A 22,350-nucleotide genomic window follows, 5' to 3' on the forward strand; every position below is an offset into this window, starting at 1 on the left:
GAAGCCCTCGCCCATTGCTGCTCCGCGCCGTCACCGCGGTGGCGCTGCAGGAATCGACGGAGCCGGCGTTTTGGGCGCGGTCGTGCCGGCGGCCGCATATTCACGCGCCTTGACGCGGAACGGGGCGATGCATCCGGCAAGGCTGATGCAGATGGAAAGAGAAAGTGCGATCAAAGCCAGAGTCTTCATCGAGGTGCCAGGTTGCGGGGGGTGTGTTTGCAGCGCAATGTTCAGGTGCTCGAGGCTGCAAGTCCATCTCCATCTGCCAACACTGGCCCGTACCATCAGGACCCATATCCTCCTCTGCCCGACGCCTGTATCCGGGCAGCACCGATCGCGCCCTTACCCGCCTCTGGGCGCGTGCTAGGCTGGCCCGGCAGAACCTGCGCACGATATCCCCGCTGCACTCCCCTCCGGGCCGACTTCGATGAAGAACCCTCGCCTGCCTGCCTCCCAGCCGAACAGTGCATTGGACAGTCCGTCGCCCGACCTGTTCGTCGCCCTGCGGGATCTGCTGCTCACCTACAAGGCCGATCTTCTGGTGGTACACGATGATGCTGGTCACTTCTACGCCAATTGCAGAAACGCAGACGCCAAGGGCAAGGCGCAGTTCTTCGGCGCGGTGAAGGCATCGGGCCGCAGGCATTCATTCCACTTCATGCCCGTCTACACCTTTCCCGAGCTTCTGGCGGGCATCAGCCCGGCCCTGAAGAAGCATATGCAAGGCAAGTCCTGCTTCAACTTCGATGCCTGGGACCCGGCTCTTCTGCGTGAGCTGCAGACGCTGATCGAACAGGGCGCGTCCCGCTACAGGACGGCCGGCAAGCTTTGAGTGCAGCACGCGGTCCGCGGATGCCCTCTGGTGTCCGCAGCTCGACCTGCCAGCCCGTACTACGTGGATGGCAGGAGGCCCCGCACGCTGCAGCACGGCGCGAAACGTAGTTTCAGATACAGGCCCAGGCCAGCCATCCGCCCAGTGGCAACACGGCGAGCAGTGCGAGCACGCCAAGGCAGCCGCCGTTCTTGGTGCTGGATGTGAAATCGCTCCGAGCGTCGCCGCTTCTCCGCTCGGACGGCGGCTGTGACTGCAGCCACTGGCGATGGCAGGCCTGACAGAAGAACCGGGTCTTGCCATTGCGCCAGGCGTTGCTGGTGCGATCGTTGTGGTGAGCGGCGCTGCCGCAGCGACCGCACTTGAAGATCCGCGAAGGTGGCTGTCGCTTCTTGTTGAACAGGGCCAGCACTACCACCAGCGCGATGGCGGCTGCCGCTGTGCCGATCAGCGTTTCCGGCCCCATCGAATACTCCATGCGTCATGAATGCGAACAGCGTAACCAACGCAAGCAGGCGCCCGCAACGACGGGCGCCCGCTTGCAACTCAATGCAACGGCACCTTCAGCACCGATGGTGCGGACGCGGGCGAACTGAAGGTCACCGCCCCGCCCAACTGGCTGATGCCTGCATAGCGCAGGTCCACCGTATCGACCACCAGCGTCAGCCGGCTGCCCGCCGGAATGTTCCAGCTGCTCGCTTCCAGGCGCAGATCGAGGGTGGTCGCCTGGCCGGGCGCAACGCCTCGCAGGGTGTAGGGCTTGTGGCTGATCAGCTGGCCATTGCCCAGCACATCTTCCGCGTACAGATAGGCATACAGCGTGGTGTTGGCGCGGCTCGGAGTGACGGTCACGCGCACTTCCGGCGCGCCGTCCAGGCGGCGTGCGTTCCAGTACACCGGCCCCTGCCAGACGCCGGCGGCGTTGCGCCCGATGAAAGGCACGTACGCACCCGGCGGAAGGTTGATCATCTGCAGCGAGCCGGACACCATCGCCACGCCGGAATTGGCGGCGGTAGCCAGGCCACTGCCGATGCGGTAGTTCCAGCCATTGCTGCGCCCGTTCTCAGCCAGGCCGCCAGTGGGCAGAAGCAGGCCGCCGGGTGCGGTCAACGCGTAGCTGACCGCACCACTGCTGGTCGCCTGCCAGTTCGGGTAGCTGCTCCAGCTGCCCTTCTGCGACTTCAGCTGCACCGCCGGCTCGCGGTCGATGCCGTTGGCCACGCCCTTGAGGTAATGGTCGAACCAGTCGCCCGCCGAGTCGTAGACCTCGTTTGGAATGCCAAGTGCGCCCAAGGCCTCGTTGAGGGCATGGTCGCCGTGGCGCAGTTGCAGCTGCTTGGGGCCTTTCAGCTGGTTGAAGAAGTCCACCAGCTGACCCGGCGGGAACAGGCTGTCGTTGAAGGCGTTGGCCAGGAACACGGCCGGCTGGTTGGCGTTGATCTCGCTGATGCTCGCAGCAGGGCTGCGGATGGCGGCCACGGGCAGCAGCGATTCCACTGCACCCTGATAGTTGCCGACCAGCACGTTGCGGTTGATCGTGGCCAGCTCTGCCCCAGGTCGGCCGGTGACCAGGCCGGCGGCCACCAGCAGCGCGATTCCCTGTGCGCTGGGGGTGTCGTTGGCGTACAGCGACGCCTGCAGGTCGGCCCATCCGCTGAGGGCGGCCACCGCCTTGATGCGGGGATCGCGTGCCGCCGCCAGCAGGCTGGTGCCGGCGCCGTAGGAGATGCCCGAGACGCCGATCCGCGCCGGGTCGGCCTGGGTGTTGTCCAGCGCCCAGTCGATCAATGCGCTGACATCCTCGACCGTGGCCGGCCCGGCGATATCGATGGCCCCGCCGGACTCCCAGAAGCCGCGCGAGCTGTAGCTGAGGACCACATAGCCGCGCTTGGCCAGCGACTGTGCCACCCCTACGTACTCCACGCTGGGAACGGCCCAGCTGCTGGGCATCACCAGCAGCGGGTACTTGCCGCCACCTGCGTCCTGGGGTTCGATGACAAAGACCCCGAGGGGCGTGCCGTCCCAGCTGGGAAGGGTGCGGTGGGTGGTCTTGACCGTGGCAGCCCAGGCGGTGGGCGCCAGTCCGGTCAGCAGGATCAACAGCAGCAATACCTTGCGCATCGTCGTCTCTCCCCGTCGTTGTTGGTGCAACGGGCAGGACCGTACCAGTGCGAATGGTGGCTTACACCTTGCGTTGCAGCATGGGACGCACGTTCGGCACCCCATGCTGCGGGCCCTGATGCGCCTACAGCGTTGCCTGCGCCTGCAGGGTGAACACCCAGCTGTCGGGTCGGCTGGCATAGGCGCCGGGCCGTGCCACGTACTGCACCGCCGGCCGCAGCACCAGCCACGGGGCGACCTGCACGCCGTAGTTCAGCTCGACGAACTGCTCGTTGCTCTGCACATCCTTTCCGGTCAGCTGCTGATGGCGGGCGAGCCGGTCGGAGATGTCCAGCCGGTTCCAGGCCAGGCTGAGCACATCATCCTCGCGCGATGCGATCACCCCGCGCCAGCTCACGCCCGCTTCCCACGAGTGGCGCATGAGCCCTGTTTTTGCGTCGGCACGGGTAGCCACGCCGAACACCGAAATGCCGCGCACCGTGTCACCCTCGGGCTTCCACACCCGCTGTGCGGCCTGCACGTACGAACCGCTGCGATGCGAAGCGCGAGGTGCCGTCGGGTCACCGATGTCATCGGCGTTGGAGGTATCCAGGTAGTAGCCGACCTTGTAGGTACCGCCATAGTCCTCTCCGGACTTGCCATGGCTGTAGCCCAGCTCGACCGGCAGGAACAGACCGGTCTTTCCCTTCGTCGAAACACGGAAGCCACTGTTGGCCTGCTTGCGCGTCGGGTTGACGTCGTAGATGCCGGTCTGTGCGTACCAGCCTGAGGGATCGTTCCACTTGACCCGCAGACCCCATTGGCCTGTCGGATTGTCCAGCCAGCCAGAACTGTAGATCGGGCCCAGCGGATGCCCGCACTGGCCGTTGTTGTTGAAGTTGCAGGTGTAAGGCAAGCCACCGAAGTCGTTGCCCATCGAGTAGAAGCCACCCTTCAGGCTCAACCGCTTGCCCAGCAGCAAACGCTCGTAGGAGAGCTCGTTGAAACGCAGGTTCTGGCCCTGGCCATAGAAGGCCTGGTTCTGGATGTAGGAACCGGTGGATCGTTCGTTGATGGCGTTGCCGAAGCGATCGGAGAACACCACGCGCAGGGTGCCGTCGAAGCCGAATGCCTTGCCGGTGTCGATCGTCGCGCCCAGGTCGATGTGCTCGGCGGTGGACCAGCCACTGCCCTTGTAACCATCGCTGTTGACGCCGCTGCCGATCACGATGCGTGCGCTGGGGGTAACGCCGTGGTCCTGCAGCCAGAGGCGCGCTGCCCAATCCGCGCTCAGCGGCGTCTGCGCGACGCTGTCGACCGATTTGGGCTTGGCGGTGGCACTTGATTCGGCAGCCGACACCGACCCGTTGACGATGAAGGCAAGCAGCCCGATGCCGGTCAAGGATACGAAATTCATGCGGCCGCCCTCCGCGCCTTTCGGGTCTTCCAGGCGCGTCGCACCAGCAGCACGATGCCTACCAACGCCAGCACGGCAAGGATGAGCATCGGCAGCCACAAGCGTGCAATCTTCGCCAGAAGTGGCTTCTCGCCGCCGGCACGGGTCAGCGCAACCTGCGCCTCGGTGACCTGGTCACCCGGCCCGAACTGCGTGCGCACGTAGGTCGCAACCGCTGCGATATCGGCGTCACTCAGGTCCTGTACGAACGAGCCTTTCGAGAAGTGCGGCATCAACGCGTGTTCGCCGTGCACATCGCGGTCAATGCCGCCGATGATGGTGGCGATCAGGTTCTGCGGGCGGGTCATGCCGACGGTGGTGTTGTGCACCAGGGAGGGGTAGTACCCGTCCCTGCTGCCCTCGCCGCGCGAACCATGGCAGCTTGCACACAGGCCCGAATACAGCACACCGCCCGAGGCCAATGCAGCACTCGTTCCGCGTACCGGCTGCTCACCCGGCGCCGTGGCGGCGTCTCCCCACGCGAAGGCGGCCCGCGTGGCATCAGGGTCGGCCACGGCCGGCACCGTGCGCAGGTAGGCGACGATGGCGGCGATGTCCTCGTCCTGCAGCTTGGACAGGCTGTTGCTCACCGCTTCGGCCATGCCGCCGCCGGCCTGCGCCTTACCGGCGACGCGGCCGGTCTTCAGGTACTGGGCCAGCTCGGCATCGCTCCAACCACCGATGCCGCTGGTGGGGTGGGAGGTGATGTTGGGGGCGTACCAGTCACCCAGCGATCCGCCGGCGAAGGCCTTGCCACCCACTTCCTGCATCATCAGCCCGCGCGGACTGTGGCAGCTGGAGCAGTGCGCCAGACCCTCCACCAGATAGGCGCCGCGATTCCACTGCGCGCTCCTGCCCGCATCGGGGGTGAACGTTTCCTTGTCCAGGAACAGCAGGTTCCACACCGCCATGGACTGGCGGATGCTGAAGGGGAACGGCAGCTCGGTCGCGTGAGCTTCCTCATCGACCGGCGCCACCTCCTTCATGAAGTAGGTATACAGCGCGTGGATGTCCTCGTCGGTCAGCTTGGCATAGGAGGTATAGGGCATCGCCGGATACAGATGGGCGCCGTCCTTGCGCACGCCTTCGCGTACCGCCTTGGCAAAATCATCTTCGCTGTAGAGGCCGATGCCATGGCTTCTGGAGGGCGTGATGTTGCTTGCCCATATCTCACCCAGCGGCGAGGCAATCGCGTAGCCGCCTGCGTAGGGTTTGCCCTGCTTGGGGCTGGTGTGGCATGCCACGCAGTCCGCAGCGACCGAGAGGTAGCGCCCACGTTCGGCAACCTCGTCTGCGCGCGCGGATTGGCTGGCTGCAGCCAGCATCATCAGCAGAAGCGAGCAGAAGGTCTTCATGCGGCACGCTCGATGGCATCTGCTGCCTTCAGCGCAAGCGCGGCCATGGTCAAGGTGCTGTTGACCACGCTGGCCGACACCATCGGGCCGCCGCCCGGGAGCCACAGGTTGGGATGATCGTGTGCGCGGCAATCGCCATCGACCACCGAATCTCGCGGATCCGCGCCCATGATGGTCGAGCCCATGATGTGGTTGTTGGCGTTGAGCGCCGTGGTGATGACGAATTCCTCGGCGTTGAACAGCGAGCCGATGTGACGCAACTGCTTGCAGGACTCGTCATAGCCCTTGCGGGCGTAGTCGCCCAGCGAGTAATGGATATCCGGGCAGGCCAGGCCGTGGCCATCCACTCGCGACTTGGACAGCGTCAGGCGATTGCTGGGATCCGGCAAGGGTTCCAGGCTGATCGAAAGATCCACGCCGAAGACCGCACGGCGGCGGATCTCCGCATCCAGCGCGTCGCCGACCAGGCCTTTCTTCAGCGCTTGGTCGGTGGCGATCGCCACCCGGCTGATGTTGTTGAGGATGATCTTGGTGGCCGAGTACTGCGAGCGGAAGGCGCCGTCGCGCGGGCCGACCATGCAGCTGGACTGCGCCGGTCCACGGCCCAGCCAGATCGGCCTGTCGGCAATGAACGAGCAGTGGAAACCGGAATGGTCGAGCATGTTGCGCCCGACCTGGTCGGAACTGTTGGCGATGCCGTTCGGGTTCTGCTCATTGGCGGCAAGCAGCAGCAGACGCGGCGTCTCCAGTGCGTTGCACGCAATCACGAAACTGCGGCCGGTGGCCTTGTGGCTGACCTTGTTGTTGTCATACCAGTGGATGGCCGTGACCCGGTTCTGCGCGTCGGTATCGATCTTGTAGGCCACTGCTTCGGCCAGCACCTGCGCACCCAGTTTCTCGGCCGCTTCGATGGTATGGATGCCGTTGTACATCGCGCCGATCGGGCAGATCGGCTGGCAGTTGTTGTTGCCGCAGCAGGCGGGCCGGTCGTTCCAGGGCGTGACCATGCGACCCTGCGGAATGGGCACCAGGTTGTAGCCGTGTGGATTGACCACCTCGGCGAACACCTTGTCACCGTTGCCCCAGGGAATCATGTCGGCGAGGTAGGGCCTGGATCGCTCGGAGGGGCTCTGCTTGGCCGGATCATTCGGCCCGGAGACGCCCATCGCCTCCTCGGCGCGGCAGTAATAAGGCTCGATGTCGTCGTAGCTGATCGGCCAGTCGCGCCCCACCCCGTAGGTGCTCTGCATCCTGAAGTCCACCGGCAGGTGGCGCCAGCAGGAGGCGGCCCAGTGCCAGGTGGTGCCACCCACGGCCTTGATGAAGCCCTGATGGAAGCTGCTGGCGTCGGGGCCGGTCAGGCCCACGTAGTCATTGGCCGGAAAGTACAGCGGCGCGGTGGCAAGCGGTGACTGCGGATACGGCCCCTGGAAATCACTGCCGATGCGCCGTTCGAAGCTGACGTTGCGCCAGTTTTCGACCACGTCGGAACGATGCAGGCGGGGGCCCGCCTCCAGCACAAGAACCGATTTTCCGGCACGAACCAACTGGTGGGCGATCAATGCGCCGACGACGCCCGAACCGACGATCACAACATCGGCATCGGCGTCGCCATCACGGAAAACCGGAGCTTTCATGAGGGGAATCCATAACAATTACGGGAAAAGAGCTGGGAGCGCAGGCTCAGCCGTGCGCGCGTACCGCCGCCGGCGGTTCGGCCGTCCACCATGCGGGACCGCCTTGTGCGTAGGTGGGCGGGAACAGGCCATCGTCCACCGGGCGCTGCATCAGCGCATCGCGATAGGAAACGGTGATGGCCTGCGGCCCCTTGCCTACGCTGCCGGTGTACCAGGCAGTGATGATGGCCAGCGCTGTCGGCCGTGCATCGCCAACAGCCGCCAGCAGTGCTTCAGCGCCGTGCACCTGTTGCGCCTTGGCCGCGAGTGCGGGGAACTGGGCGTGCATGTCGGGATGCAGCTTGGCGAAGGCGGCTTCGATGCGCCCGGCGGTTGCCGGATCAAGGTCGGACTTCCCGGTCAGTGCCTGGGAGAGCTGCAGAAAGCGCCCGTCCGTCCGTTTCGCCGGCGTGGCACCGGCATGGGTTGCTGGCGCCTTGCCGTTGCAGGCAAGCAGCAGCGAAGCGGAGCCAACGGCCAGCAGGAAGGTTCTGCGCGTCAGGCCTTGCCCACTCCCTTCCAATCCCTCGGGAACACTCATGATGTGGACTCCTGATGCGTCACTTCTTCGGCTGCCCCTGACCGCGACGCGGGGGGCACCTACGCCGGCAACTTTAACGCACCTGAACGTCGTCGCGGAGTGAGCAGGAAGAGCCGCAGCGCGGCGAAGCGCCCTTCTTCCCGGCACCAGCAGAGGCAGATTTCAGCCGGTGCGCTGCCGCCCCCGTCACGCCCGCACAACGCGCTCAACGCTAGAAACAAGGGGTTTCCTACTCTGGAGAGTGACCATGCGGGTACTGCTGCTGTGTGCCGTGGCGACGATGGCATTGTCGGCCTGCAACCAAGGCGAACCGACCGATAAGGCACAACATGCCGATGCGGTTCGGCAAACCCCGCCAGCGGCCAGCGCGCCGGCGCGCAACGTGCCCGGCGGCGGCAGCGGCACCGCCGCCTCCGAAGACCAGGCCTCGGGGCCAGAGGCTGAACGCGGGAAAGAAGCCGCGCCGCCGCCGCCCAAGCGCTAGGCGCGGCCAACAGCGAAGCCCCCGATGCGGGGGCGCCCGCGGAACAAGCGATCTACTCGGCCCGTTCAAGCACGATGCGGACGAACGGTATCCAGTCATCGCCGACCCGATGCTCCCATTCCCCGGTCAGCAACTGCCGGTCGCTGCTGATCACGCCGTCGAACCGCTGGGACTGGCCCTGGATGGTGTACCTGCCGCCATCAAGTCGTGAAGTGAAATCGCTGGTGCCACCATCAGCGTCGTAGCTGCGGCTGAAGAAACCACCGGATTCAACATCGACGCCGATGATTTCCGTGGAGCGCACACGCTGCCCGTCCATCATCGCGTCGACCTCATGCGCCAGGAAGTGACCATTGGGCATCCACGTGTAAACGTCCGATGCGAACGACACCCCGCCCGTGCTGCCGTCGGGTTGCAGCGCGATGAGGGTGGTCTCCCACGCTCCGGCAACAACGTCCAGCCGGCGGTGGTGTCCGCTGTGGAAAGTTGCTTGTGTCATGGCGACTCCGTACTGGGTGAGGCGGTATAGGGTTCAACCAGGGCGCGCAGCAGCTCCATGCCCGTGGCAGTAGTGGTGGGCGCAGCGGTGCCTTCGCGCTGGACGAAACCGGTCCAGTCCGCGCCGGCCACCCGTCTCAGCTCCGTCGGTTCCACCGGCAGCCAATGCATGGGCCAGAAAGGCAGGCGTCTCTGCCCCACCCTGCCGCGCTGCAGTTCGATCAGGCCGCTGTGGCTGCTGGCACCCAGCACCCGGGAATATGCCACCTGCAGGCCATCGTCCGGGCCTTCCATGTATTGCACAAAGCGCGCGCCATCGAACAGCAATACGCCAGTGACGCCGGCATCACGGTTGAAACGTGCTGCGTCATCCACGATTCCGCACAGCCTGCCCCCGGTCTGGCCCAGCCGGCTGGCAGCAATATCCGCTGCCGCCTCGCTGGTATATACAACGGCTCTGATGGGCACGTTCGACCTCCCTGCAGTGGGCTCCCAACCGTAGCAGAAGGCCGGTTGAGGCAGCACAGCAGGCGCAGCCTGAAACAGAACAATTCAGTGAAATGTGAAAACGAACCCGAAAAGGATTCACGCCATGCACTGCTGCCCCATGGCATGAAACAGGTCCGCCGGCGAGATCGACTTCATGCCTGACACCGGACTCTTCTACGTCTTTTCAGTGGACTTCGCGACCGATGCGCGAGGCTGCATCGATCAGGTCACCGCTATCGCCTTCCGCTGCAACCAGTGCCACCACGTGTCCCGCGCCGACGCGGAGCTCAAGCGGATGACGGGGGGCACGCTGCTGACCTGCGGAAGGTGCGGGTCGCACCAGGCCGTCAGCAACGCGCGCCTGGTGGACGGCGAACATCTGGCGGCAACCGGCCAATCTGCAGCAGCGACCGACCAACGCTGAGCGTGGTTCCGACGCGCGCCCAGTGCCCGGCGTGAGGGGAATGCATGCATCTGCGCGCTCGATGCGCATCCGCCGTTCACTGCATCTACCCCGCACCCCAACACTGGCCGGGATAGCCTCGTCGCTCCTTCCCTGCTGGAGCGCACCATGGCCATCAAGACCGCTGAAGACCTTTTCATCCACGAACTGTCCGACATCTACAGTGCCGAGAAGCAGCTGACCAAGGCCCTGCCGCGCCTCGCCCGGGCCGCAGAGAACCCCGCACTTGCCGCCGCGTTCGAGACACACCTTGAGGAGACCCAGGGCCAGATCGAGCGCATCGACCAGGTGGTGGAGGTGCTGGGCATCCGCCTGAAGCGGATCAAGTGCGCGGCGATGGAAGGCCTGGTGGAAGAAGGCAAGGAAGTCATCGAGAGCATTGAAAAGGGCCCGGTGCGCGATGCAGCACTGATTGGCGGCGCGCAGAAAGTCGAGCATTACGAAATCGCTTCCTACGGCACCATCGCCGCGCTGGCCAAGCAGCTCGGATACAAGGACGCTGTGCCGTTGCTGCTGGAAACGCTGGAAGAGGAAAAGGCCACGGACGAGAAGCTGACCCTGCTGGCCAAGAGCGGCGGCAACGCCAAGGCCGCCCAGGCCGCGTGATCGCAGGTGCACCGCAGATCAGCCTACGCGTCGCTCCCTCAGGGGGGGCGGCGCGCTTCTGCACGAGGATGACGTATGCACCCTGATCTACTTGGATGGACCGCCACAGCCGTACTGATGGCCACGCTGGTCCGGCAGATGGTCAAGCAATGGCACTCGCCGCACCCGGAAACCGTCTCGAAGTGGCTTTTCATCGGGCAGATGACCGCGTCTACGCTGTTCACGATCTACAGCGCGGTGCTGGGCGCCACCGTGTTCGTGGTCACCAACCTGCTGTTGCTGGCAACCGCGCTGATCGGACAGCTGCTGGCGTGGCGCCGCAACCGTGCAACGGCTTCGAGCTCATATGGAAGGACGCCTTGATTGTTGACGTTGCGTCCACGCCGGCTTGATGCGGGTACTCACGCGTTCACGTTTACCGTTGTCGTACCCCCGCACGATGCGGTCCAATCAATGAGGAAATGTCATGCAGCGCGATCAGAAAGACCTGCCCCATCCGGATGACGACACGGCTGCGGTGCCTGCTGCCAGCGCTGGACAGGCCAAGGCCCACAACAGTGCCAATCATGATCAGGCGTTGACGGAGACGTTCCCGGCCAGTGATCCGATCTCTCCCTTCGTCGCCGCCGCCACACCGGATGAGCAGGCGCAACGGCTTGGCAAGCGCGTGGCGCCCGCTCGGCACGACAAGGGTGAGGGGGACGACGGAGCTGGCCAGTGATCGGGCCTGCGCTCCCGCCGAGGGGGCCGGGCAGCCCGCGCCCGTCAGGCGGCTCCGGCGCGCTGGTGCGTGGTGCCGAAGACGAACAGGCAGTGGAGGCCTGACACCTCGGAGCCCGCCATGGAACAGCCCACCGCCCTGCTCATCATCGATCTTTTCAGCCTGTTCGACTTTCCACAGGGGCGGCAACTGGCTCCGTACGCCGTACGTGCAGCCCAGCGCACCGCCCGCCTGCGTGCTGCATTCGACGCGCACCGCTGCCCGGTGATCTACGCCAATGACAATTTCGGCAACTGGCAGCGCGACTTCCCGCAGCTGGTCGAGGCCTGCCGGCAGAAGGGCGGAGCCTCGGCGCAGATCGTCGAGTACCTTGCCCCCAGCGAGGAACACTACTTCATCCTCAAGCCGAAGCACTCCGCCTTCCTCGCCACGCCACTGCCGGTGCTGCTGGCCAAGCTCGGCACCCGGCGATTGGTGCTGGCCGGCATGGCACTGGACGCGTGCGTGCTGGCCACTGCCATCGATGCCAACTCGCGCGAGTACGCGACGGTGGTCGCCCGGGAAGCGGTCGCCGCCCTGCCGGACCGCCGCCAGCCGGCCCTGCAGACCCTGCAGCGATCGGGCGCCGTCGAAGTACTCAGCAACCGTCAGATTATCGCTTCGCTGTCATCCACGTCCTGATATCAACGCACGGGCCTGACACCACCGCGCTGAACCGGGCCTCTCGCCAGGGTGCGCTTCTTCGCCGGCGGCCGCGGCGTCCCAGCGCGATAATCGACCTGGCATACCGGGCAGAAGAAGGTGCGCCGATGCGTGGTGCCCATGTAGACCTTGCTGACCGGACCACCACAACGGGGGCATGTCCGCCGGGTGTGCACCTGCCAGTGCTTTTTCAGCTCGAAGCCGCGCTTCCAGCGCAGGAAGTCGAAACTGTATTCGCGGGCCTGCTTGACCAGGTCGGCAAGCTTGCGCGGCGGAAGATCACCAACAGGGTTGGCCGGGTGGACCCGGATGCGGAACAGCACCTCGTTCTTGATGATGTTGCCCACGCCGGAGAACAGCGTCTGGTCCAGCAGGGCATCGCAGACCAGGACATCGGGCATCGACTTCAGGCGACGGCGGGCAAGCCGGGGGTCCCACAGGTCGCTCATCACGTCGGTGCGCCAGTCGTAGACCTCGTCCAACGGCTGATCGATCAGCTTCACCGAGCAGGTGTAGAAGTTCAGTTCGCCGTTGTCAAAGCGCAGCGATACCCGCGCTGGCGTCTCCTTGCGTTCGTCGATGCGCCAGCTGCCGAACATCATCAGGTGGATGCGCAGACTGACGTGGCTGAACTCCAGCAGGAAATGCTTGCCCCAGCTGCGCACGGCCCGCACCCGGCGTCCCTCCAGGCAGGCCAGGTCGAGCGTGCTGTTGCCACTGACGCCACGGACGGTCTTTCCCTTGAACCTGGCGGCGGCCTCGCGCAGCAGCACGATGGAAGGACCTTCAGGCATTGGCGTGCTCCAGCATCGACTGCAGTTGCAGTGCATTGGGCACGGCGTGGCCGTGCGCCGTGTTGTCAAGGATGATCCACGCCTCCCCCGCCTGGGCGGCCTCTACTGCGGCGGCCACCAGACTGCAGAGCTGCGGTTGCTGGTAGGCGCTGTAGTACATGCGCGGCTGCCCGTGCCACCGCCAGTAGCTCCAGTGCCTGGCTCCGCCCGGCTGATCAGCCCCTGCAACCCGGGCGGGATCGGCCGCGACCCGGGCAATGCCGTGGTCATCCAGCAGCGCGTCGGCCTTGTCGTCGAACCAACTCGGGTGGCGTGGTTCGCAGGCGACCCGCACGGCGCTGCGCCGGCGCAGCGCCCGGAAGAAGGCCGATGCCGTGCGGCCATCGTAGGCCAGGCTCGGCGGCAGCTGCAGCAACAGGGCGCCCAGCCGATCACCCAGATGCGCCGCCGCGTGCAGGAACGTGTCGAGCAACGGCGCAGCACCGCGCAGGCGCGCGTCATGGGAAATGGCCTGCGGCATCTTCACCGAGAAACGGAAACCGTGCGGCACGCTGGCCGCCCAGCGCGCATACGTGGCGGGCTGATGTGGCCTGTAGAACGACGAATTGATCTCCACGATCGGAAAGCGCGATGCATAGCGTTGCAGCGCACTGTCTCCCGCCGCGAACGCGTGGGCGATGTCCGTGGGCAGCGACCACCCTGCGCAGCCCACGGCGACCGGGTGGCCCGGTCGCGGATGACGGAGTTCACGTGCCATGGCGCTACGGTGGCGACAGGCTCGTAGCAACATGGTGAACACACGTCGGCTGCGGCGTGAAGCCTGTGCCGCCGGGCGTGGCCGGCCTGCAGCCGTCAGGTTGCCGTGTATCGGCCATCGCTGCTCAGAGGCTGGCGTTGACCATGGCGCCTGCCGGTTGCTGTGGCATCGGCATGGAATGCCCGTTGCGCGGTGCAATGCGTTCGTGGGTGGCGGCCAGGACCTGGTTCACCCGATGGAGCGTGCCACGGCCACCGGGCTCGATACCGATGATGTAGACGAAGCGGCCGTCACAGCGCGACTGCGCCGATTCAAGCCCCTCGGCTTCAGAAATCACGCGCTTCAGTGCCTTCTCCCAGGCCCTGCCGGGGGGCGATGCCAGTTCCACCACCACTGCGGTTTCCCCGCAGTCCAGCGGCATCACTTCCACGCGCAGAATGCGCGGCGCCCTGCTGGTCTCGGTGCTACCCATTTTCAGTCCTCCTCGGCCAATGACGGCGGAAGTATCCACGTCCGGCGCCAAGGCGCCGTCAAGAATGGATGGCCGTTGCGTGCAGGCACAGCGGGAGCCCCGGTGGCACGCTGTCCGGACCGGCGCGCCCCCTTGGCGGCAGGTACGAAACACGCCGCCGCAATCATGGGGTCAGCACGATCTTCCTGCATTCATCATCCTTCGCATCGAACATCGCATAGCCCTGTGCCGCGTCCGCCAGGCGCATCCGGTGGGAGATGATGTTGCCCGGGTCCAGCCTGCCCTCGACGATCGCGGTCAGCAGCTCCGGCATCAGCCCCTGGACGTGGGTCTGGCCCATCTTGAAGGTCAGGCCCTTGTCGAAGGCATCGCCCAGCAGAAATCCGTGGATGAAACCTGCATAGACGCCGGGAATGCTGACCACACCACCTCGGCGGGCGGCGGCGATGCACTGACGGATCGCGACCCCGCTGCTGCCTTCCAGTTTGACAGCGGTCAGCGCGCTTTCCAGTGCGCTGCCTTCCGCTTCAAAGCCGACCGCTTCGATGCAGGCGTCCACGCCGCGGCCGCTGGTCTGACCGACGATGTAGTCGGCCGGATCATCCACCTTGCTGAAATCGATCGGCGTCACGCCGTAGGTGCGCTGGGCGAAGTCCAGGCGATAGGCAAGATGATCGACCATGAAGATCGTCTGGGCGCCCAGCAGGCGGCAGCACGCCGCGCTCATCAGGCCTACCGGGCCTGCGCCGAAGATCGCGACGGTCGAGCCAGGCTTCACCCCGGCATTGAGCGCCGCCTGGTAGCCGGTTGGCAGGATGTCGGACAGGAACAGGACCTGCTCGTCGGCGACGCCATCGGGGATGCGCAGCGGGCCGACATTGGCCTTGGGCACGCGCACGAACTCGGCCTGGCCACCGGCCACACCGCCGTACAGGTGGCTGTATCCGAACAGCGCTGCCGGCGGCAGCATGCCCTTGGCGTTCATTGCCGCGCCTTTTCCAGGGTTGGTGGTCTCGCAGGCTGCGTACTCCGCCAGGCGGCAATGGAAGCAGTCGCCGCAGGCGATCACGAACGGAATCACCACCCTGTCGCCGGGACGAACCTGGGTGACACCCGCGCCCACCTCTTCCACCACGCCCATGAACTCATGGCCGAGAACGTCCCCGCTGTGCAGGTCAGGGATCTTGCCTCGGTACAGATGCAGATCCGATCCACAGATGGCCGTGGCGGTCACCCTCAGAATGAGGTCGTCGTCGGCGGCGAGCACGGGGTCGGGAACGGTTTCCACGCGGACGTCCTTGCGGCCGTGATAAGTCAGCGCCTGCATCATCTGTCTCCTGCTGTTGCGGAGCGTCCAGACTCACACGCGCCGCGCTCGCAGGCGGTGACTGTCCGGTGTGCGTCCTGTCCATATCAATGCAACACCACGTCAAGCGCCGGGCTCCTCACATCCATCAGGCAGATCGTTCACGGTCGTTTCGACGTCTTCCGCGCAGGCTCTCACGCGGCATGCAGGCAAGCGGAGCAAGGGCATGTGGAAACGCAATGGTCTGTCACTGGCGTTGCTGGCGCTCATGCTGCTGTTCCTGGGGGGACAGGTGGCTGCGGGACTGCAGGTCCACAACGAGGAACTGCTGCAGCATGGCAGGACGCCGCTTGATCTGTGGCAGTACCTGCACAGCGGTCACTTCATGAGCGCCACGTTCGAGAACTGGGAAAGCGAATTCCTGCAGATGGGCATGTACGTGCTGTTGACCGTCTCCCTGCGTCAACGGGGCTCTGCCGAGTCGCGCCCGATTGACCCGGCACAGGAACAGGAGCGCGTGGAAGACGGCCCTACGCCCTGGCCGGTGCGACGTGGCGGAGTGTGGAAGGCGCTGTACGGCCACTCACTGGCCATCGCATTCGGGCTGATGTTCCTGCTCAGCTTCATCCTGCACGCCATCGGCAGCTGGCGCTCGCAGTGCGTTGAGCAGCAATTGCAGGGGCTGCCGGCACCGGGCTTCCTTGAGCATGTGCTGGGCAGCACGTTCTGGTTCGAGTCGATGCAGAACTGGCAGAGTGAATTCCTGGCCGTGCTGTCACTGGTGGTACTGACCATCTTCCTGCGGCAGAAGGACTCGCCGCAGTCGAAACCGGTGCAGGCCCCGCACTCGCAGACCGGCGACTGAGCCGCTCGCAGGCAGCGATCAGCCGGTGCCGGTCAGCTGACAGACGGCAGGGGCGCTCTGCTGTTCCAGCGTCAGCCCGGCAAGATAGTCGGCGAAACCGCCGCGCGCCCGTCCCAGCAGGCGGGCGCTGGTGGTCACGACCGGGGCCCCGGCCCAGCGCACGCTGGCGCCCGCCGCCGACAGCCGACGTACCAGGTCCACGTCTTCGCCACAGCCCAGCGCGGCGAAACCGCCGACAGCACGGTAGGCCTGCGCCGAAACACCCAGGTTGGCGCCGTGCACCCGCCCATGGCCATCGCCCCAGCGCTCGCTGCGCCGGAACAGCCTGCGCAGATGGCGGCTGCGGCGGCCGCTGGCGGCCACGTCCACTACGCCACAGAACGCATCACTGCGGGCATCCAGCTGCGCCGCAAGCCACTGCGGCGGCACGGTGCCGTCGGCATCGGTGCTTGCCAGCCACCGTGCTCCCTGCTGCAGCAGCCGCGCAGCTGCAGCAGCGCGGGCAGCGCCGACACAACGCGCCTGCAGGTCGATGGTTTCCACCTGCAGCTCCCTGCAGATGGCCGCCGTCGAATCACTGCAGGCATCCAGTGCCACTACGATGCGTACCTCGCATCCGTTCAGGCCAGGGTGCCGGGCCGCCTTCTGCAGTGAGCGCAGGCAGCGGCCGATCGTGGCGGCCTCGTCATGCGCGGGCACCAGCACGCCGATCATCGCAGCGCCTCTTCCCGGGCCAGCGACAGCGGCCGGCGCATCCAGCCCTGCAATACGAAATCAGCATCGCGATAGCAGAACGCTTCCTGCAGCCCCTGCCCAAGGTGCTGGTGAACCAGTGCCGTGGCGCTGGAGCGTCCGGGGAAGGCAGGCAGCCAGTGGCACGCAACAAGCAGGCCCTCATCCTTCAGCGCCGCGTGGATGCCGCTGCGCAGCGCGGGCAGTGCCTCCGGTGCAAGGTAATAGCCCATTTCACCGCAGACAATCAGGTCAAAGCGCCCAGCGGGCCATTGTTGCGGATGGCTGGCGCAGTGCACCTGGACATGCGGCAGGTGGGCCAGGTTGCGGCGCGCCTGGAACGTGGCACGGGGGCTGATGTCGGTGGCGAGCAGGCGTTCACAGCGAGGCGCCAGCGCCTCGGTCAGCACCCCGTTGGAGCAGCCCAGCTCCCAGCCGCGGCTGAACCTGGCACGCGGCAGGCTGGCGAGCAGCAACGCGCGTTTGCGTTCTTCGTACCACCGGCTGCGGTAGCCGAAGGGATCTTCAGCGGCATGCAGCTGGTCGAAATAAGGTTGCGCACTCATGCTAGGAATACCTCGTTTTTCCGGGAGAATCGGGCAAGGATGTGGGCTGGCAGGATCGGCTCAGCGCGCAGGCGGGGGACGGTCCCGATCTGGGTGCGGAAGCGGGCGATGGCCCGTGCCTTGCGATCAATGGCGTTGGAGATGTCCAGCACTTTCGGCGCCTCCCATGCCATGTGTGCGTGCGCAGGCTCCAGCCAATGCCAGCCCCATACGGGATATTCCAGGCGCGCGCAGCCTGCCGCGTGAGCCGCACGACATGCGGCCCGGCCAGCGGCCTCGTGATCGGGGTGGCCATCGAACCGCCACGGCGCAAGCACCAGATCGTCGTCGCGCAGAGTGCGCTGCAACCAGCCTTCCAGTTCCTGTTCGTGTGCGCTTACGGCGCCATCGTCGATGCCGAGATGGCAGATCGCATCGGCGCCGATCGCCAGCTCGGCCAACGCCGCGCGCAGCTCTTCGCGGCGCGCGTTGCGAAGACGTTGGGGCGTCCACCAGCGCTCGTCCGGATAACAGGCCTCGCCATCGGTCACGGCAACGACCTGCACGGCCACACCACGCTCGACGGCACCACACAGCAGCCCCCCACACCCGAGGATCTCGTCGTCGGGATGGGGCGCCACCACGACAATCCGGGCCGCATCTCCGCACAGGTCCGCGAGGCCGATGCTGGGTTGCTTCCACAGCCAGTCGCACTGCTGCCATGCGTGCTCGTCCGGCCCGGTGCCGTGGATGGTGGCTACAGGCTCCACGGTCCCTCCTGGAGCGCCCGTTGTGCGCCCAGCCAGGCCCAGTCCTTGTCTGCATGGCTCTGCCGCAGGAAGACGGTCAGATCCGCCCATCGCTGCGCGTGCGTGGCCTCCATGCACATGGGCGCCGGGCCCAATGCACGGCCTGCAAGGTCAAGCACCTCGCTGGCGGCACGTTCCACGACGCTGCGGACACGGACGACGTCTTCGCGATGTGGCAGATCAGGTGCCTGGTCGATCTTCACTGCCAACTCGCGCAGCAGCGCCGCCGCCGGCGCCAATGCCAGGTCCACCTTGCCCAGCAGCCGCGCACGCAGGCCCTCGGCGCAGGCAGGTTGCATGCGTTCGGCCAATGCGGTTGCAGCCCCGAACCAGACGGCCGCGATGCCTGCACCGCCATGCCAGAAGCCGGGCCGCTGCAGATAGGCATCGCGCCCACCCACCGCCTGCGCCAGTGCGGCGTTGAAACGGACGGTGGTGGAACGGATTCCGGCCATGCCTACTGCTGGCCACGGATCGGCATCCAGCGACTGCCAATACGCAGCGGCAACGCTGTACAGCTGCGCTGCATCGGGCGAGCGAACCGTCACCAGGGCGGCATCGACGAACATGCTGCCCGAACACCACGGCTTGTCGCCATGCAGGCGATTGAGCGCATCGGCGCGCACGGTGCAGGCAGGGCCCTCGGCTGCCCACACCGCCCATAGCGTGCCGTCGGCCGGTGCCGGTGCACCCAGGTCGTGCAGGATGGCGGCAGCATCGTAGTGGGCTTCGAGAACCTTGGCCAGGCACAGGTCCTCAGCGCCCAGCCGGGCCAGCGCGCGCCATCGCTGCAACGTGTTGCCGCCGCCGGGCTGTGGCAGCGCAGGTTGCATCAGCAGCGCGTGGCGCGCCCGGTCGGCGAGTGGAGGGATGGAAACGGTATCGAGCATGTCAGGCCGAACGGAGGGGGCCTGCAGAACGTAGAGCGGAGGCGGTCACGTTGCTGTCTTCGGTGCGTGGCGAGCGCATGAAGCCGCTGTCCCTCCCCCACCGCCTTCTGTCATGCATATACAAAAACGCCGGTCGAGGCCTATTAAGTGCGAGATGGATAAGGTCGTCACCCTGATTCACCTTTCTTCTGTTCGACGCTTGTCGTCCACGCCCCCGGGAACATCCATGAAATCACTGCTTGTCGCCGCCACCCTCGTAGCCTCCACCCTTGCCTCGGGATGCAGCACCAGCGGATGGATCAGTGCCGCAGGCGAAGCAATGCAGGCCAGGGATGCCTATGACCGCCAGGCCCGGGACGAGCGCCTGAAACGCGCCAACGCGGCAGCGGCCCGCGTGCACGACAACTGATGCGGGGACGGAACATGTCACGCTTCCCGTTTGACGCTGTCCTGTTCGACTGTGACGGCGTCCTGGTCGATTCCGAACCTCTGACCTCCCGCGTACTCGCCGAGATGCTGACCGAGCGCGGCTGGCCGCTGACGGCCCGCCAGGCCGGTGAAGTGTTCCTCGGCAAATCCGTGGCTGCCCAGGCCGACCTGATCGAGGCGCGCACGGGAAAGCCGTTTACGCCGGCGTGGCTGGATGAGTTCCGCGCACGCCGCAATATCGCGCTGGAGCGCGATCTGACTGCAATTCCTGGCGCGCCTGCAGCGGTGCGCGCCATCCACGCTGCCACTGATGGGCGCATTGCGTGCGCATCCGGCGCGGACCTGCTGAAGGTGGAACTGCAACTGCGCAGGATCGGCCTGCATGAGGTCTTCGCAGGGCGCATGTTTAGCGGCCAGGATCTACCGCAGACCAAGCCACACCCGGGTGTGTATCTGGCCGCCGCCGCGTCGCTGGGCGTTGATCCCACACGCTGTGCAGTCATCGAGGACACGGTGACCGGCACCACCGCAGGCGTTGCCGCCGGGGCCACCGTCTTCGGCTTCAGCCCGGGTGGGCCTTTCCACAGTTCGCCCGAGGCACTGCGCGCCGCTGGCGCCCAGGTGATCTTCGAATCCATGCAGCTGCTTCCCGCTCTGCTGGCGGGCCACAGCCCCCGCGCCTTCGCCTGATCTGCCTCTGCGGCCGGCGTCAGGGTGCGACGCCGGCGCGCGCGGCATCCGGCCTGCGGCGGTAATGCAACGCAAACAGATACAACCCGGTGAACAGCTGCAGGAACAACGGCGGCAGCGGCGAGTAGGTGAGCCAGTCCGGTGGTTCGCCCTGCCCCATCCAGCGCGCCACGAAGTTGGCGATCACTGTCAGGGTGAAGACGATAGACGTCCAGCGGTGCACGGGACGCGCCCAGCTGCCGGCCCTCACTGCGGCGTCCTCGCGGCAGTCTTCGCAGAGCGCTCGATCATCTTCCAGCCATTGCCGGACGGATCACGGAATCCGGCATCCACTGCACCATAGCGCTCCACCGGCTCCTGGGTGAATTCCACCCCACGTGCCAGCAGCCGCTCGTAGCTGGCGCGGCAATCGTCCACCGCCAGCACCAGCGGCGGCATCGCACCCTTGGCCACCATCTGCTGCAGGGTCAGCGCAGTGGCCGCATCGTGTACCGGCGGCCCCGGTTTGAACAGGCCAAGCTGGAACCCGCCCTCGCCGCCCGAATGCACCGTGAGCCAGCGATAGTCGCCGTTGCCGACATCGGTATGCACCTGGAAGCCGAGTGTGTTGACGTAGAAATCGAGTGCCGCATCCTGGTCGTGCACATACAGGCCGACCACATTCACCATGCCAGTCATAGGATCCTCCCTCAGGTGGGATCTACGCTAACAAGGCCGGTGCGGCGGCGCTTCTCCAAAACTGCGATCTTCAGGTCCGGGCGCCGCGCGGCACGCGCATGGCACTCCGGCACCGGGCCCTGCGCCGGGGCATCGGTCCGCTCGCGGTCGCGGAGGGCGCCGGGGCTGTCGCCGGTGATGTCACGAAAGATGCGGCCAAAGGTGCCCAGGCTGGTCCAGCCGGTCTGCAGTGCGATCTCGGTGATCGGCAGGTCGGTATCGCGCAGCAGGGCGACAGCGCGCTCGATGCGGCGGCTGAGCAGATAGCGGTGTGGCGGCACCCCGAAGGCGTCCTTGAAGGAGCGCGCGAAATGGGCCGCGGAAACCGCGCTGATCCCGGCCAGCCGCGCCACCGGCCAGTCCTCATGGCTGGCCCGGTCCATGTGGTCTTTTGCACGCAGCAGGCGGCGCAGCAGTTCCGGGCTCTGGGTCATGGCGTGGCCACCCTGCGCAGTAAGGATCGTGCAGCATGCCGGGCCGCTGCTGCCTCGGTGCACAGCCACTCACGGAAGTGCGCGACTTTCGGGGCGTTGCTGCGTCCTGCCGGACTGGCAAACCAGAAGCTGCGGCCATCGCTGGCCACGCCTTCGTGGGCTTGTACCAGGCGCCCCGCATCCAGTTCGGCCTTGAACAGGATCGGCGAGCCGATGGCGATGCCTTGGCCGGCGATCGCTGCGGCTACGTCCAGATGCTCGGCAGCGAAGTTGGTGGCGAAGCGCTCCGCCCCAGGTGCCGGTGTCTGCGCGAATGCCTGGAACCATAGCGCCCACCAGTCCGGACGCCCCAGCAATGGCACATCCGGCAGCCGCGCGCCGCCCAGGCCGGTGGCGGCTTCAAGCAGCGCGGGCGCGCACAGTGGCGTGAACACGCTGGGGAACAGCTCCACGGCGTGCAGCCCCGGCCAGTCGCCGTGACCGTTGCGGATGGCCGCGTCGAAACGCCCGCCTGCCAGGTCCTGCGGCTCCGCCGACAGATCAAGCTCCAGCACCTGTTGCGGATGCCGGGCGCGGAAGCCACCCAGCCGCGGCGTCAGCCAACTGGTGCCCAACGTAGGCAGTGCGGTCAGGCGCAGGCGGGTGGCATCCATGTCGGCGGCACGCATGAAGCTGGCACGCAGGGCATCGAAGGCGCGGGTAGCCTCCTTTGCGACGCTGGCACCGGCCTCGGTCAGTTCGACGTGCTGGGCGTGGCGCAGGAACAGTCGTGCACCGGTCTGCTCTTCCAGGCGCCGGACGTGATAGCTGACCGACGCCGCCGTGGTGTCCAGTTCTTCCGCGGCCCGCGCAAAGCTGCCCAGCCGCGCCGCGGCCTCGAAGGCACGGATGGCAACGAGCGACGGCAGGTGGCGGTGGGCGACCATAAGTGTGGCTTAGCCTGAGCCTCGATATCCGCGTGGTCAATCCCCCATACGACGCCGAAGA

At 66.3% G+C, this 22,350-nt stretch carries 31 protein-coding genes; 10 read left to right on the plus strand and 21 right to left on the minus strand.

Going from position 1 to position 22,350, the window contains the following annotated elements; translation table 11 throughout:
* Positions 1-30: 30 nt before the first annotated feature.
* Positions 31-189, minus strand: a complete 159-nt coding sequence (locus tag CR918_RS21145; RefSeq protein ID WP_154231483.1) for a hypothetical protein — start codon at positions 187-189, stop codon at positions 31-33.
* A gap of 238 nt (positions 190-427) precedes the next feature.
* Here CR918_RS21145 and CR918_RS09050 point away from each other — a divergent pair, with 238 nt between their 5' ends.
* Positions 428-832 carry a hypothetical protein gene (locus tag CR918_RS09050; protein WP_099784166.1) on the plus strand — a complete coding sequence of 135 codons (405 nt, stop codon included), beginning with the start codon at positions 428-430 and terminating at the stop codon, positions 830-832.
* A gap of 112 nt (positions 833-944) precedes the next feature.
* Here the strand turns inward: CR918_RS09050 and CR918_RS09055 are convergent, their stop codons facing one another.
* From CR918_RS09055 to CR918_RS09080, 6 genes are all read right to left on the minus strand, one after another.
* On the minus strand, positions 945-1,298 hold the full coding sequence (locus tag CR918_RS09055; RefSeq protein WP_059064240.1) for a hypothetical protein: 354 nt from the start codon (positions 1,296-1,298) through the stop codon (positions 945-947).
* 80 nt (positions 1,299-1,378) lie between these two features.
* A complete protein-coding gene (locus CR918_RS09060; RefSeq protein WP_099842528.1) occupies positions 1,379-2,953 on the minus strand; it encodes a CocE/NonD family hydrolase in 1,575 nt (524 codons plus the stop codon).
* Between the two features lie 124 nt (positions 2,954-3,077).
* Positions 3,078-4,349 (minus strand): carbohydrate porin, encoded by a 1,272-nt coding sequence (locus tag CR918_RS09065; protein WP_099842529.1) that lies wholly within the window; start codon positions 4,347-4,349, stop codon positions 3,078-3,080.
* Complete coding sequence (locus CR918_RS09070; protein WP_033831150.1) at positions 4,346-5,743, minus strand: c-type cytochrome; 1,398 nt, start codon at positions 5,741-5,743, stop codon at positions 4,346-4,348. Before CR918_RS09070 ends, CR918_RS09065 begins: the two co-directional genes overlap by 4 nt.
* Positions 5,740-7,380 (minus strand): GMC family oxidoreductase, encoded by a 1,641-nt coding sequence (locus CR918_RS09075; RefSeq protein WP_099842530.1) that lies wholly within the window; start codon positions 7,378-7,380, stop codon positions 5,740-5,742. Before CR918_RS09075 ends, CR918_RS09070 begins: the two co-directional genes overlap by 4 nt.
* Positions 7,381-7,426: 46 nt before the next feature.
* Positions 7,427-7,960, minus strand: coding sequence for a sugar dehydrogenase complex small subunit (locus tag CR918_RS09080; RefSeq protein ID WP_099842531.1), 534 nt, complete (start codon positions 7,958-7,960; stop codon positions 7,427-7,429).
* Between the two features lie 247 nt (positions 7,961-8,207).
* On the opposite strand from CR918_RS09080, the gene CR918_RS09085 reads away from it, so the two are divergent.
* Entirely contained in the window at positions 8,208-8,444 is a 237-nt protein-coding gene (locus CR918_RS09085) for a hypothetical protein (protein WP_059064236.1), read from the plus strand.
* A 52-nt stretch (positions 8,445-8,496) separates the two neighbouring features.
* Here CR918_RS09085 and CR918_RS09090 read toward each other — a convergent pair whose 3' ends face one another.
* On the minus strand, positions 8,497-8,943 hold the full coding sequence (locus tag CR918_RS09090) for a hypothetical protein (protein WP_099842532.1): 447 nt from the start codon (positions 8,941-8,943) through the stop codon (positions 8,497-8,499).
* Complete coding sequence (locus CR918_RS09095; protein WP_025874500.1) at positions 8,940-9,410, minus strand: BLUF domain-containing protein; 471 nt, start codon at positions 9,408-9,410, stop codon at positions 8,940-8,942. Before CR918_RS09095 ends, CR918_RS09090 begins: the two co-directional genes overlap by 4 nt.
* A 175-nt stretch (positions 9,411-9,585) precedes the next feature.
* Between CR918_RS09095 and CR918_RS09100 the strand changes: the two genes are divergently transcribed.
* The 5 genes from CR918_RS09100 to CR918_RS09120 all read left to right on the plus strand — a co-directional run bounded on the left by CR918_RS09100 (position 9,586) and on the right by CR918_RS09120 (position 11,902).
* Positions 9,586-9,855 carry a hypothetical protein gene (locus CR918_RS09100; RefSeq protein WP_099842533.1) on the plus strand — a complete coding sequence of 90 codons (270 nt, stop codon included), beginning with the start codon at positions 9,586-9,588 and terminating at the stop codon, positions 9,853-9,855.
* Positions 9,856-10,002: 147 nt separating this feature from the next.
* Positions 10,003-10,500: a YciE/YciF ferroxidase family protein gene (locus tag CR918_RS09105; protein ID WP_032974702.1), complete on the plus strand. Its 498-nt coding sequence runs from the start codon at positions 10,003-10,005 to the stop codon at positions 10,498-10,500.
* 75 nt (positions 10,501-10,575) lie between these two features.
* On the plus strand, positions 10,576-10,863 hold the full coding sequence (locus tag CR918_RS09110) for a hypothetical protein (protein ID WP_099842534.1): 288 nt from the start codon (positions 10,576-10,578) through the stop codon (positions 10,861-10,863).
* A 103-nt stretch (positions 10,864-10,966) separates the two neighbouring features.
* Positions 10,967-11,221, plus strand: a complete 255-nt coding sequence (locus CR918_RS09115) for a hypothetical protein (protein ID WP_099842535.1) — start codon at positions 10,967-10,969, stop codon at positions 11,219-11,221.
* 120 nt (positions 11,222-11,341) lie between these two features.
* Positions 11,342-11,902: a cysteine hydrolase family protein gene (locus CR918_RS09120; RefSeq protein ID WP_099842536.1), complete on the plus strand. Its 561-nt coding sequence runs from the start codon at positions 11,342-11,344 to the stop codon at positions 11,900-11,902.
* Positions 11,903-11,904: 2 nt separating this feature from the next.
* Here the strand turns inward: CR918_RS09120 and CR918_RS09125 are convergent, their stop codons facing one another.
* The 4 genes from CR918_RS09125 to CR918_RS09140 all read right to left on the minus strand — a co-directional run bounded on the left by CR918_RS09125 (position 11,905) and on the right by CR918_RS09140 (position 15,273).
* Entirely contained in the window at positions 11,905-12,717 is an 813-nt protein-coding gene (locus CR918_RS09125; RefSeq protein ID WP_088100020.1) for a DNA-formamidopyrimidine glycosylase family protein, read from the minus strand.
* Complete coding sequence (locus CR918_RS09130) at positions 12,710-13,474, minus strand: DUF72 domain-containing protein (RefSeq protein WP_059064230.1); 765 nt, start codon at positions 13,472-13,474, stop codon at positions 12,710-12,712. Before CR918_RS09130 ends, CR918_RS09125 begins: the two co-directional genes overlap by 8 nt.
* A 124-nt stretch (positions 13,475-13,598) precedes the next feature.
* A complete protein-coding gene (locus CR918_RS09135) occupies positions 13,599-13,946 on the minus strand; it encodes a hypothetical protein (RefSeq protein WP_088100021.1) in 348 nt (115 codons plus the stop codon).
* A 163-nt stretch (positions 13,947-14,109) separates the two neighbouring features.
* Entirely contained in the window at positions 14,110-15,273 is a 1,164-nt protein-coding gene (locus tag CR918_RS09140) for a zinc-dependent alcohol dehydrogenase (protein ID WP_025874491.1), read from the minus strand.
* A 205-nt stretch (positions 15,274-15,478) separates the two neighbouring features.
* Here CR918_RS09140 and CR918_RS09145 point away from each other — a divergent pair, with 205 nt between their 5' ends.
* Positions 15,479-16,117, plus strand: a complete 639-nt coding sequence (locus CR918_RS09145; protein WP_099842537.1) for a DUF6766 family protein — start codon at positions 15,479-15,481, stop codon at positions 16,115-16,117.
* 18 nt (positions 16,118-16,135) lie between these two features.
* Here the strand turns inward: CR918_RS09145 and CR918_RS09150 are convergent, their stop codons facing one another.
* Genes CR918_RS09150 through CR918_RS09165 form a run of 4 tightly spaced genes read right to left on the minus strand, consistent with a single transcriptional unit; the run spans position 16,136 to position 19,036 of the window.
* Positions 16,136-16,831 carry a glycosyltransferase family 2 protein gene (locus tag CR918_RS09150; protein ID WP_080148717.1) on the minus strand — a complete coding sequence of 232 codons (696 nt, stop codon included), beginning with the start codon at positions 16,829-16,831 and terminating at the stop codon, positions 16,136-16,138.
* Positions 16,828-17,415: a class I SAM-dependent DNA methyltransferase gene (locus CR918_RS09155; protein WP_025874488.1), complete on the minus strand. Its 588-nt coding sequence runs from the start codon at positions 17,413-17,415 to the stop codon at positions 16,828-16,830. The genes CR918_RS09150 and CR918_RS09155 overlap by 4 nt, the downstream gene beginning before the upstream one ends.
* On the minus strand, positions 17,412-18,164 hold the full coding sequence (locus tag CR918_RS09160) for a PIG-L deacetylase family protein (protein ID WP_243379036.1): 753 nt from the start codon (positions 18,162-18,164) through the stop codon (positions 17,412-17,414). Before CR918_RS09160 ends, CR918_RS09155 begins: the two co-directional genes overlap by 4 nt.
* Positions 18,152-19,036 (minus strand): acyl-CoA dehydrogenase, encoded by an 885-nt coding sequence (locus CR918_RS09165; protein ID WP_243379038.1) that lies wholly within the window; start codon positions 19,034-19,036, stop codon positions 18,152-18,154. The genes CR918_RS09160 and CR918_RS09165 overlap by 13 nt, the downstream gene beginning before the upstream one ends.
* A gap of 283 nt (positions 19,037-19,319) precedes the next feature.
* Here CR918_RS09165 and CR918_RS09170 point away from each other — a divergent pair, with 283 nt between their 5' ends.
* Complete coding sequence (locus CR918_RS09170) at positions 19,320-19,502, plus strand: hypothetical protein (RefSeq protein ID WP_099842540.1); 183 nt, start codon at positions 19,320-19,322, stop codon at positions 19,500-19,502.
* 14 nt (positions 19,503-19,516) lie between these two features.
* Entirely contained in the window at positions 19,517-20,212 is a 696-nt protein-coding gene (locus CR918_RS09175; RefSeq protein WP_088100025.1) for an HAD family hydrolase, read from the plus strand.
* A gap of 19 nt (positions 20,213-20,231) precedes the next feature.
* On the opposite strand, the gene CR918_RS09180 is transcribed toward CR918_RS09175, so the two are convergent.
* Genes CR918_RS09180 through CR918_RS09195 form a run of 4 tightly spaced genes read right to left on the minus strand, consistent with a single transcriptional unit; the run spans position 20,232 to position 22,289 of the window.
* A complete protein-coding gene (locus CR918_RS09180; protein WP_099842541.1) occupies positions 20,232-20,462 on the minus strand; it encodes a hypothetical protein in 231 nt (76 codons plus the stop codon).
* Positions 20,459-20,890 (minus strand): VOC family protein, encoded by a 432-nt coding sequence (locus CR918_RS09185; protein ID WP_099842542.1) that lies wholly within the window; start codon positions 20,888-20,890, stop codon positions 20,459-20,461. Before CR918_RS09185 ends, CR918_RS09180 begins: the two co-directional genes overlap by 4 nt.
* Before the next feature lie 11 nt (positions 20,891-20,901).
* Positions 20,902-21,363, minus strand: coding sequence for a helix-turn-helix domain-containing protein (locus tag CR918_RS09190; protein WP_025874482.1), 462 nt, complete (start codon positions 21,361-21,363; stop codon positions 20,902-20,904).
* The gene (locus tag CR918_RS09195) at positions 21,360-22,289 is read right to left on the minus strand and encodes a LysR substrate-binding domain-containing protein (RefSeq protein ID WP_080148712.1); all 930 of its coding nucleotides are present in this window, start codon (positions 22,287-22,289) and stop codon (positions 21,360-21,362) included. Before CR918_RS09195 ends, CR918_RS09190 begins: the two co-directional genes overlap by 4 nt.
* Positions 22,290-22,350: the final 61 nt, after the last annotated feature.

It is taken from the genome of Stenotrophomonas indicatrix (assembly GCF_002750975.1).
GTDB lineage: Bacteria > Pseudomonadota > Gammaproteobacteria > Xanthomonadales > Xanthomonadaceae > Stenotrophomonas > Stenotrophomonas indicatrix.

Bases quoted from the DNA above. Each gene is read 5' to 3' on its own strand.
- CR918_RS09135 (WP_088100021.1), bottom strand. From the start codon at position 13,946: ATGGGTAGCACCGAGACCAGCAGGGCGCCGCGCATTCTGCGCGTGGAA.
- CR918_RS09100 (WP_099842533.1), top strand. From the start codon at position 9,586: ATGCCTGACACCGGACTCTTCTACGTCTTTTCAGTGGACTTCGCGACC.
- CR918_RS09155 (WP_025874488.1), bottom strand. From the start codon at position 17,415: ATGAGTGCGCAACCTTATTTCGACCAGCTGCATGCCGCTGAAGATCCC.
- CR918_RS09125 (WP_088100020.1), bottom strand. From the start codon at position 12,717: ATGCCTGAAGGTCCTTCCATCGTGCTGCTGCGCGAGGCCGCCGCCAGG.
- CR918_RS21145 (WP_154231483.1), bottom strand. From the start codon at position 189: ATGAAGACTCTGGCTTTGATCGCACTTTCTCTTTCCATCTGCATCAGC.
- CR918_RS09105 (WP_032974702.1), top strand. From the start codon at position 10,003: ATGGCCATCAAGACCGCTGAAGACCTTTTCATCCACGAACTGTCCGAC.
- CR918_RS09195 (WP_080148712.1), bottom strand. From the start codon at position 22,289: ATGGTCGCCCACCGCCACCTGCCGTCGCTCGTTGCCATCCGTGCCTTC.
- CR918_RS09050 (WP_099784166.1), top strand. From the start codon at position 428: ATGAAGAACCCTCGCCTGCCTGCCTCCCAGCCGAACAGTGCATTGGAC.
- CR918_RS09150 (WP_080148717.1), bottom strand. From the start codon at position 16,831: ATGATCGGCGTGCTGGTGCCCGCGCATGACGAGGCCGCCACGATCGGC.
- CR918_RS09185 (WP_099842542.1), bottom strand. From the start codon at position 20,890: ATGACTGGCATGGTGAATGTGGTCGGCCTGTATGTGCACGACCAGGAT.
- CR918_RS09065 (WP_099842529.1), bottom strand. From the start codon at position 4,349: ATGAATTTCGTATCCTTGACCGGCATCGGGCTGCTTGCCTTCATCGTC.
- CR918_RS09080 (WP_099842531.1), bottom strand. From the start codon at position 7,960: ATGAGTGTTCCCGAGGGATTGGAAGGGAGTGGGCAAGGCCTGACGCGC.
- CR918_RS09145 (WP_099842537.1), top strand. From the start codon at position 15,479: ATGTGGAAACGCAATGGTCTGTCACTGGCGTTGCTGGCGCTCATGCTG.
- CR918_RS09175 (WP_088100025.1), top strand. From the start codon at position 19,517: ATGTCACGCTTCCCGTTTGACGCTGTCCTGTTCGACTGTGACGGCGTC.
- CR918_RS09070 (WP_033831150.1), bottom strand. From the start codon at position 5,743: ATGAAGACCTTCTGCTCGCTTCTGCTGATGATGCTGGCTGCAGCCAGC.
- CR918_RS09075 (WP_099842530.1), bottom strand. From the start codon at position 7,380: ATGAAAGCTCCGGTTTTCCGTGATGGCGACGCCGATGCCGATGTTGTG.
- CR918_RS09090 (WP_099842532.1), bottom strand. From the start codon at position 8,943: ATGACACAAGCAACTTTCCACAGCGGACACCACCGCCGGCTGGACGTT.
- CR918_RS09060 (WP_099842528.1), bottom strand. From the start codon at position 2,953: ATGCGCAAGGTATTGCTGCTGTTGATCCTGCTGACCGGACTGGCGCCC.
- CR918_RS09115 (WP_099842535.1), top strand. From the start codon at position 10,967: ATGCAGCGCGATCAGAAAGACCTGCCCCATCCGGATGACGACACGGCT.
- CR918_RS09110 (WP_099842534.1), top strand. From the start codon at position 10,576: ATGCACCCTGATCTACTTGGATGGACCGCCACAGCCGTACTGATGGCC.
- CR918_RS09120 (WP_099842536.1), top strand. From the start codon at position 11,342: ATGGAACAGCCCACCGCCCTGCTCATCATCGATCTTTTCAGCCTGTTC.
- CR918_RS09130 (WP_059064230.1), bottom strand. From the start codon at position 13,474: ATGGCACGTGAACTCCGTCATCCGCGACCGGGCCACCCGGTCGCCGTG.
- CR918_RS09165 (WP_243379038.1), bottom strand. From the start codon at position 19,036: ATGCAACCTGCGCTGCCACAGCCCGGCGGCGGCAACACGTTGCAGCGA.
- CR918_RS09140 (WP_025874491.1), bottom strand. From the start codon at position 15,273: ATGCAGGCGCTGACTTATCACGGCCGCAAGGACGTCCGCGTGGAAACC.
- CR918_RS09055 (WP_059064240.1), bottom strand. From the start codon at position 1,298: ATGGGGCCGGAAACGCTGATCGGCACAGCGGCAGCCGCCATCGCGCTG.
- CR918_RS09085 (WP_059064236.1), top strand. From the start codon at position 8,208: ATGCGGGTACTGCTGCTGTGTGCCGTGGCGACGATGGCATTGTCGGCC.
- CR918_RS09190 (WP_025874482.1), bottom strand. From the start codon at position 21,363: ATGACCCAGAGCCCGGAACTGCTGCGCCGCCTGCTGCGTGCAAAAGAC.
- CR918_RS09170 (WP_099842540.1), top strand. From the start codon at position 19,320: ATGAAATCACTGCTTGTCGCCGCCACCCTCGTAGCCTCCACCCTTGCC.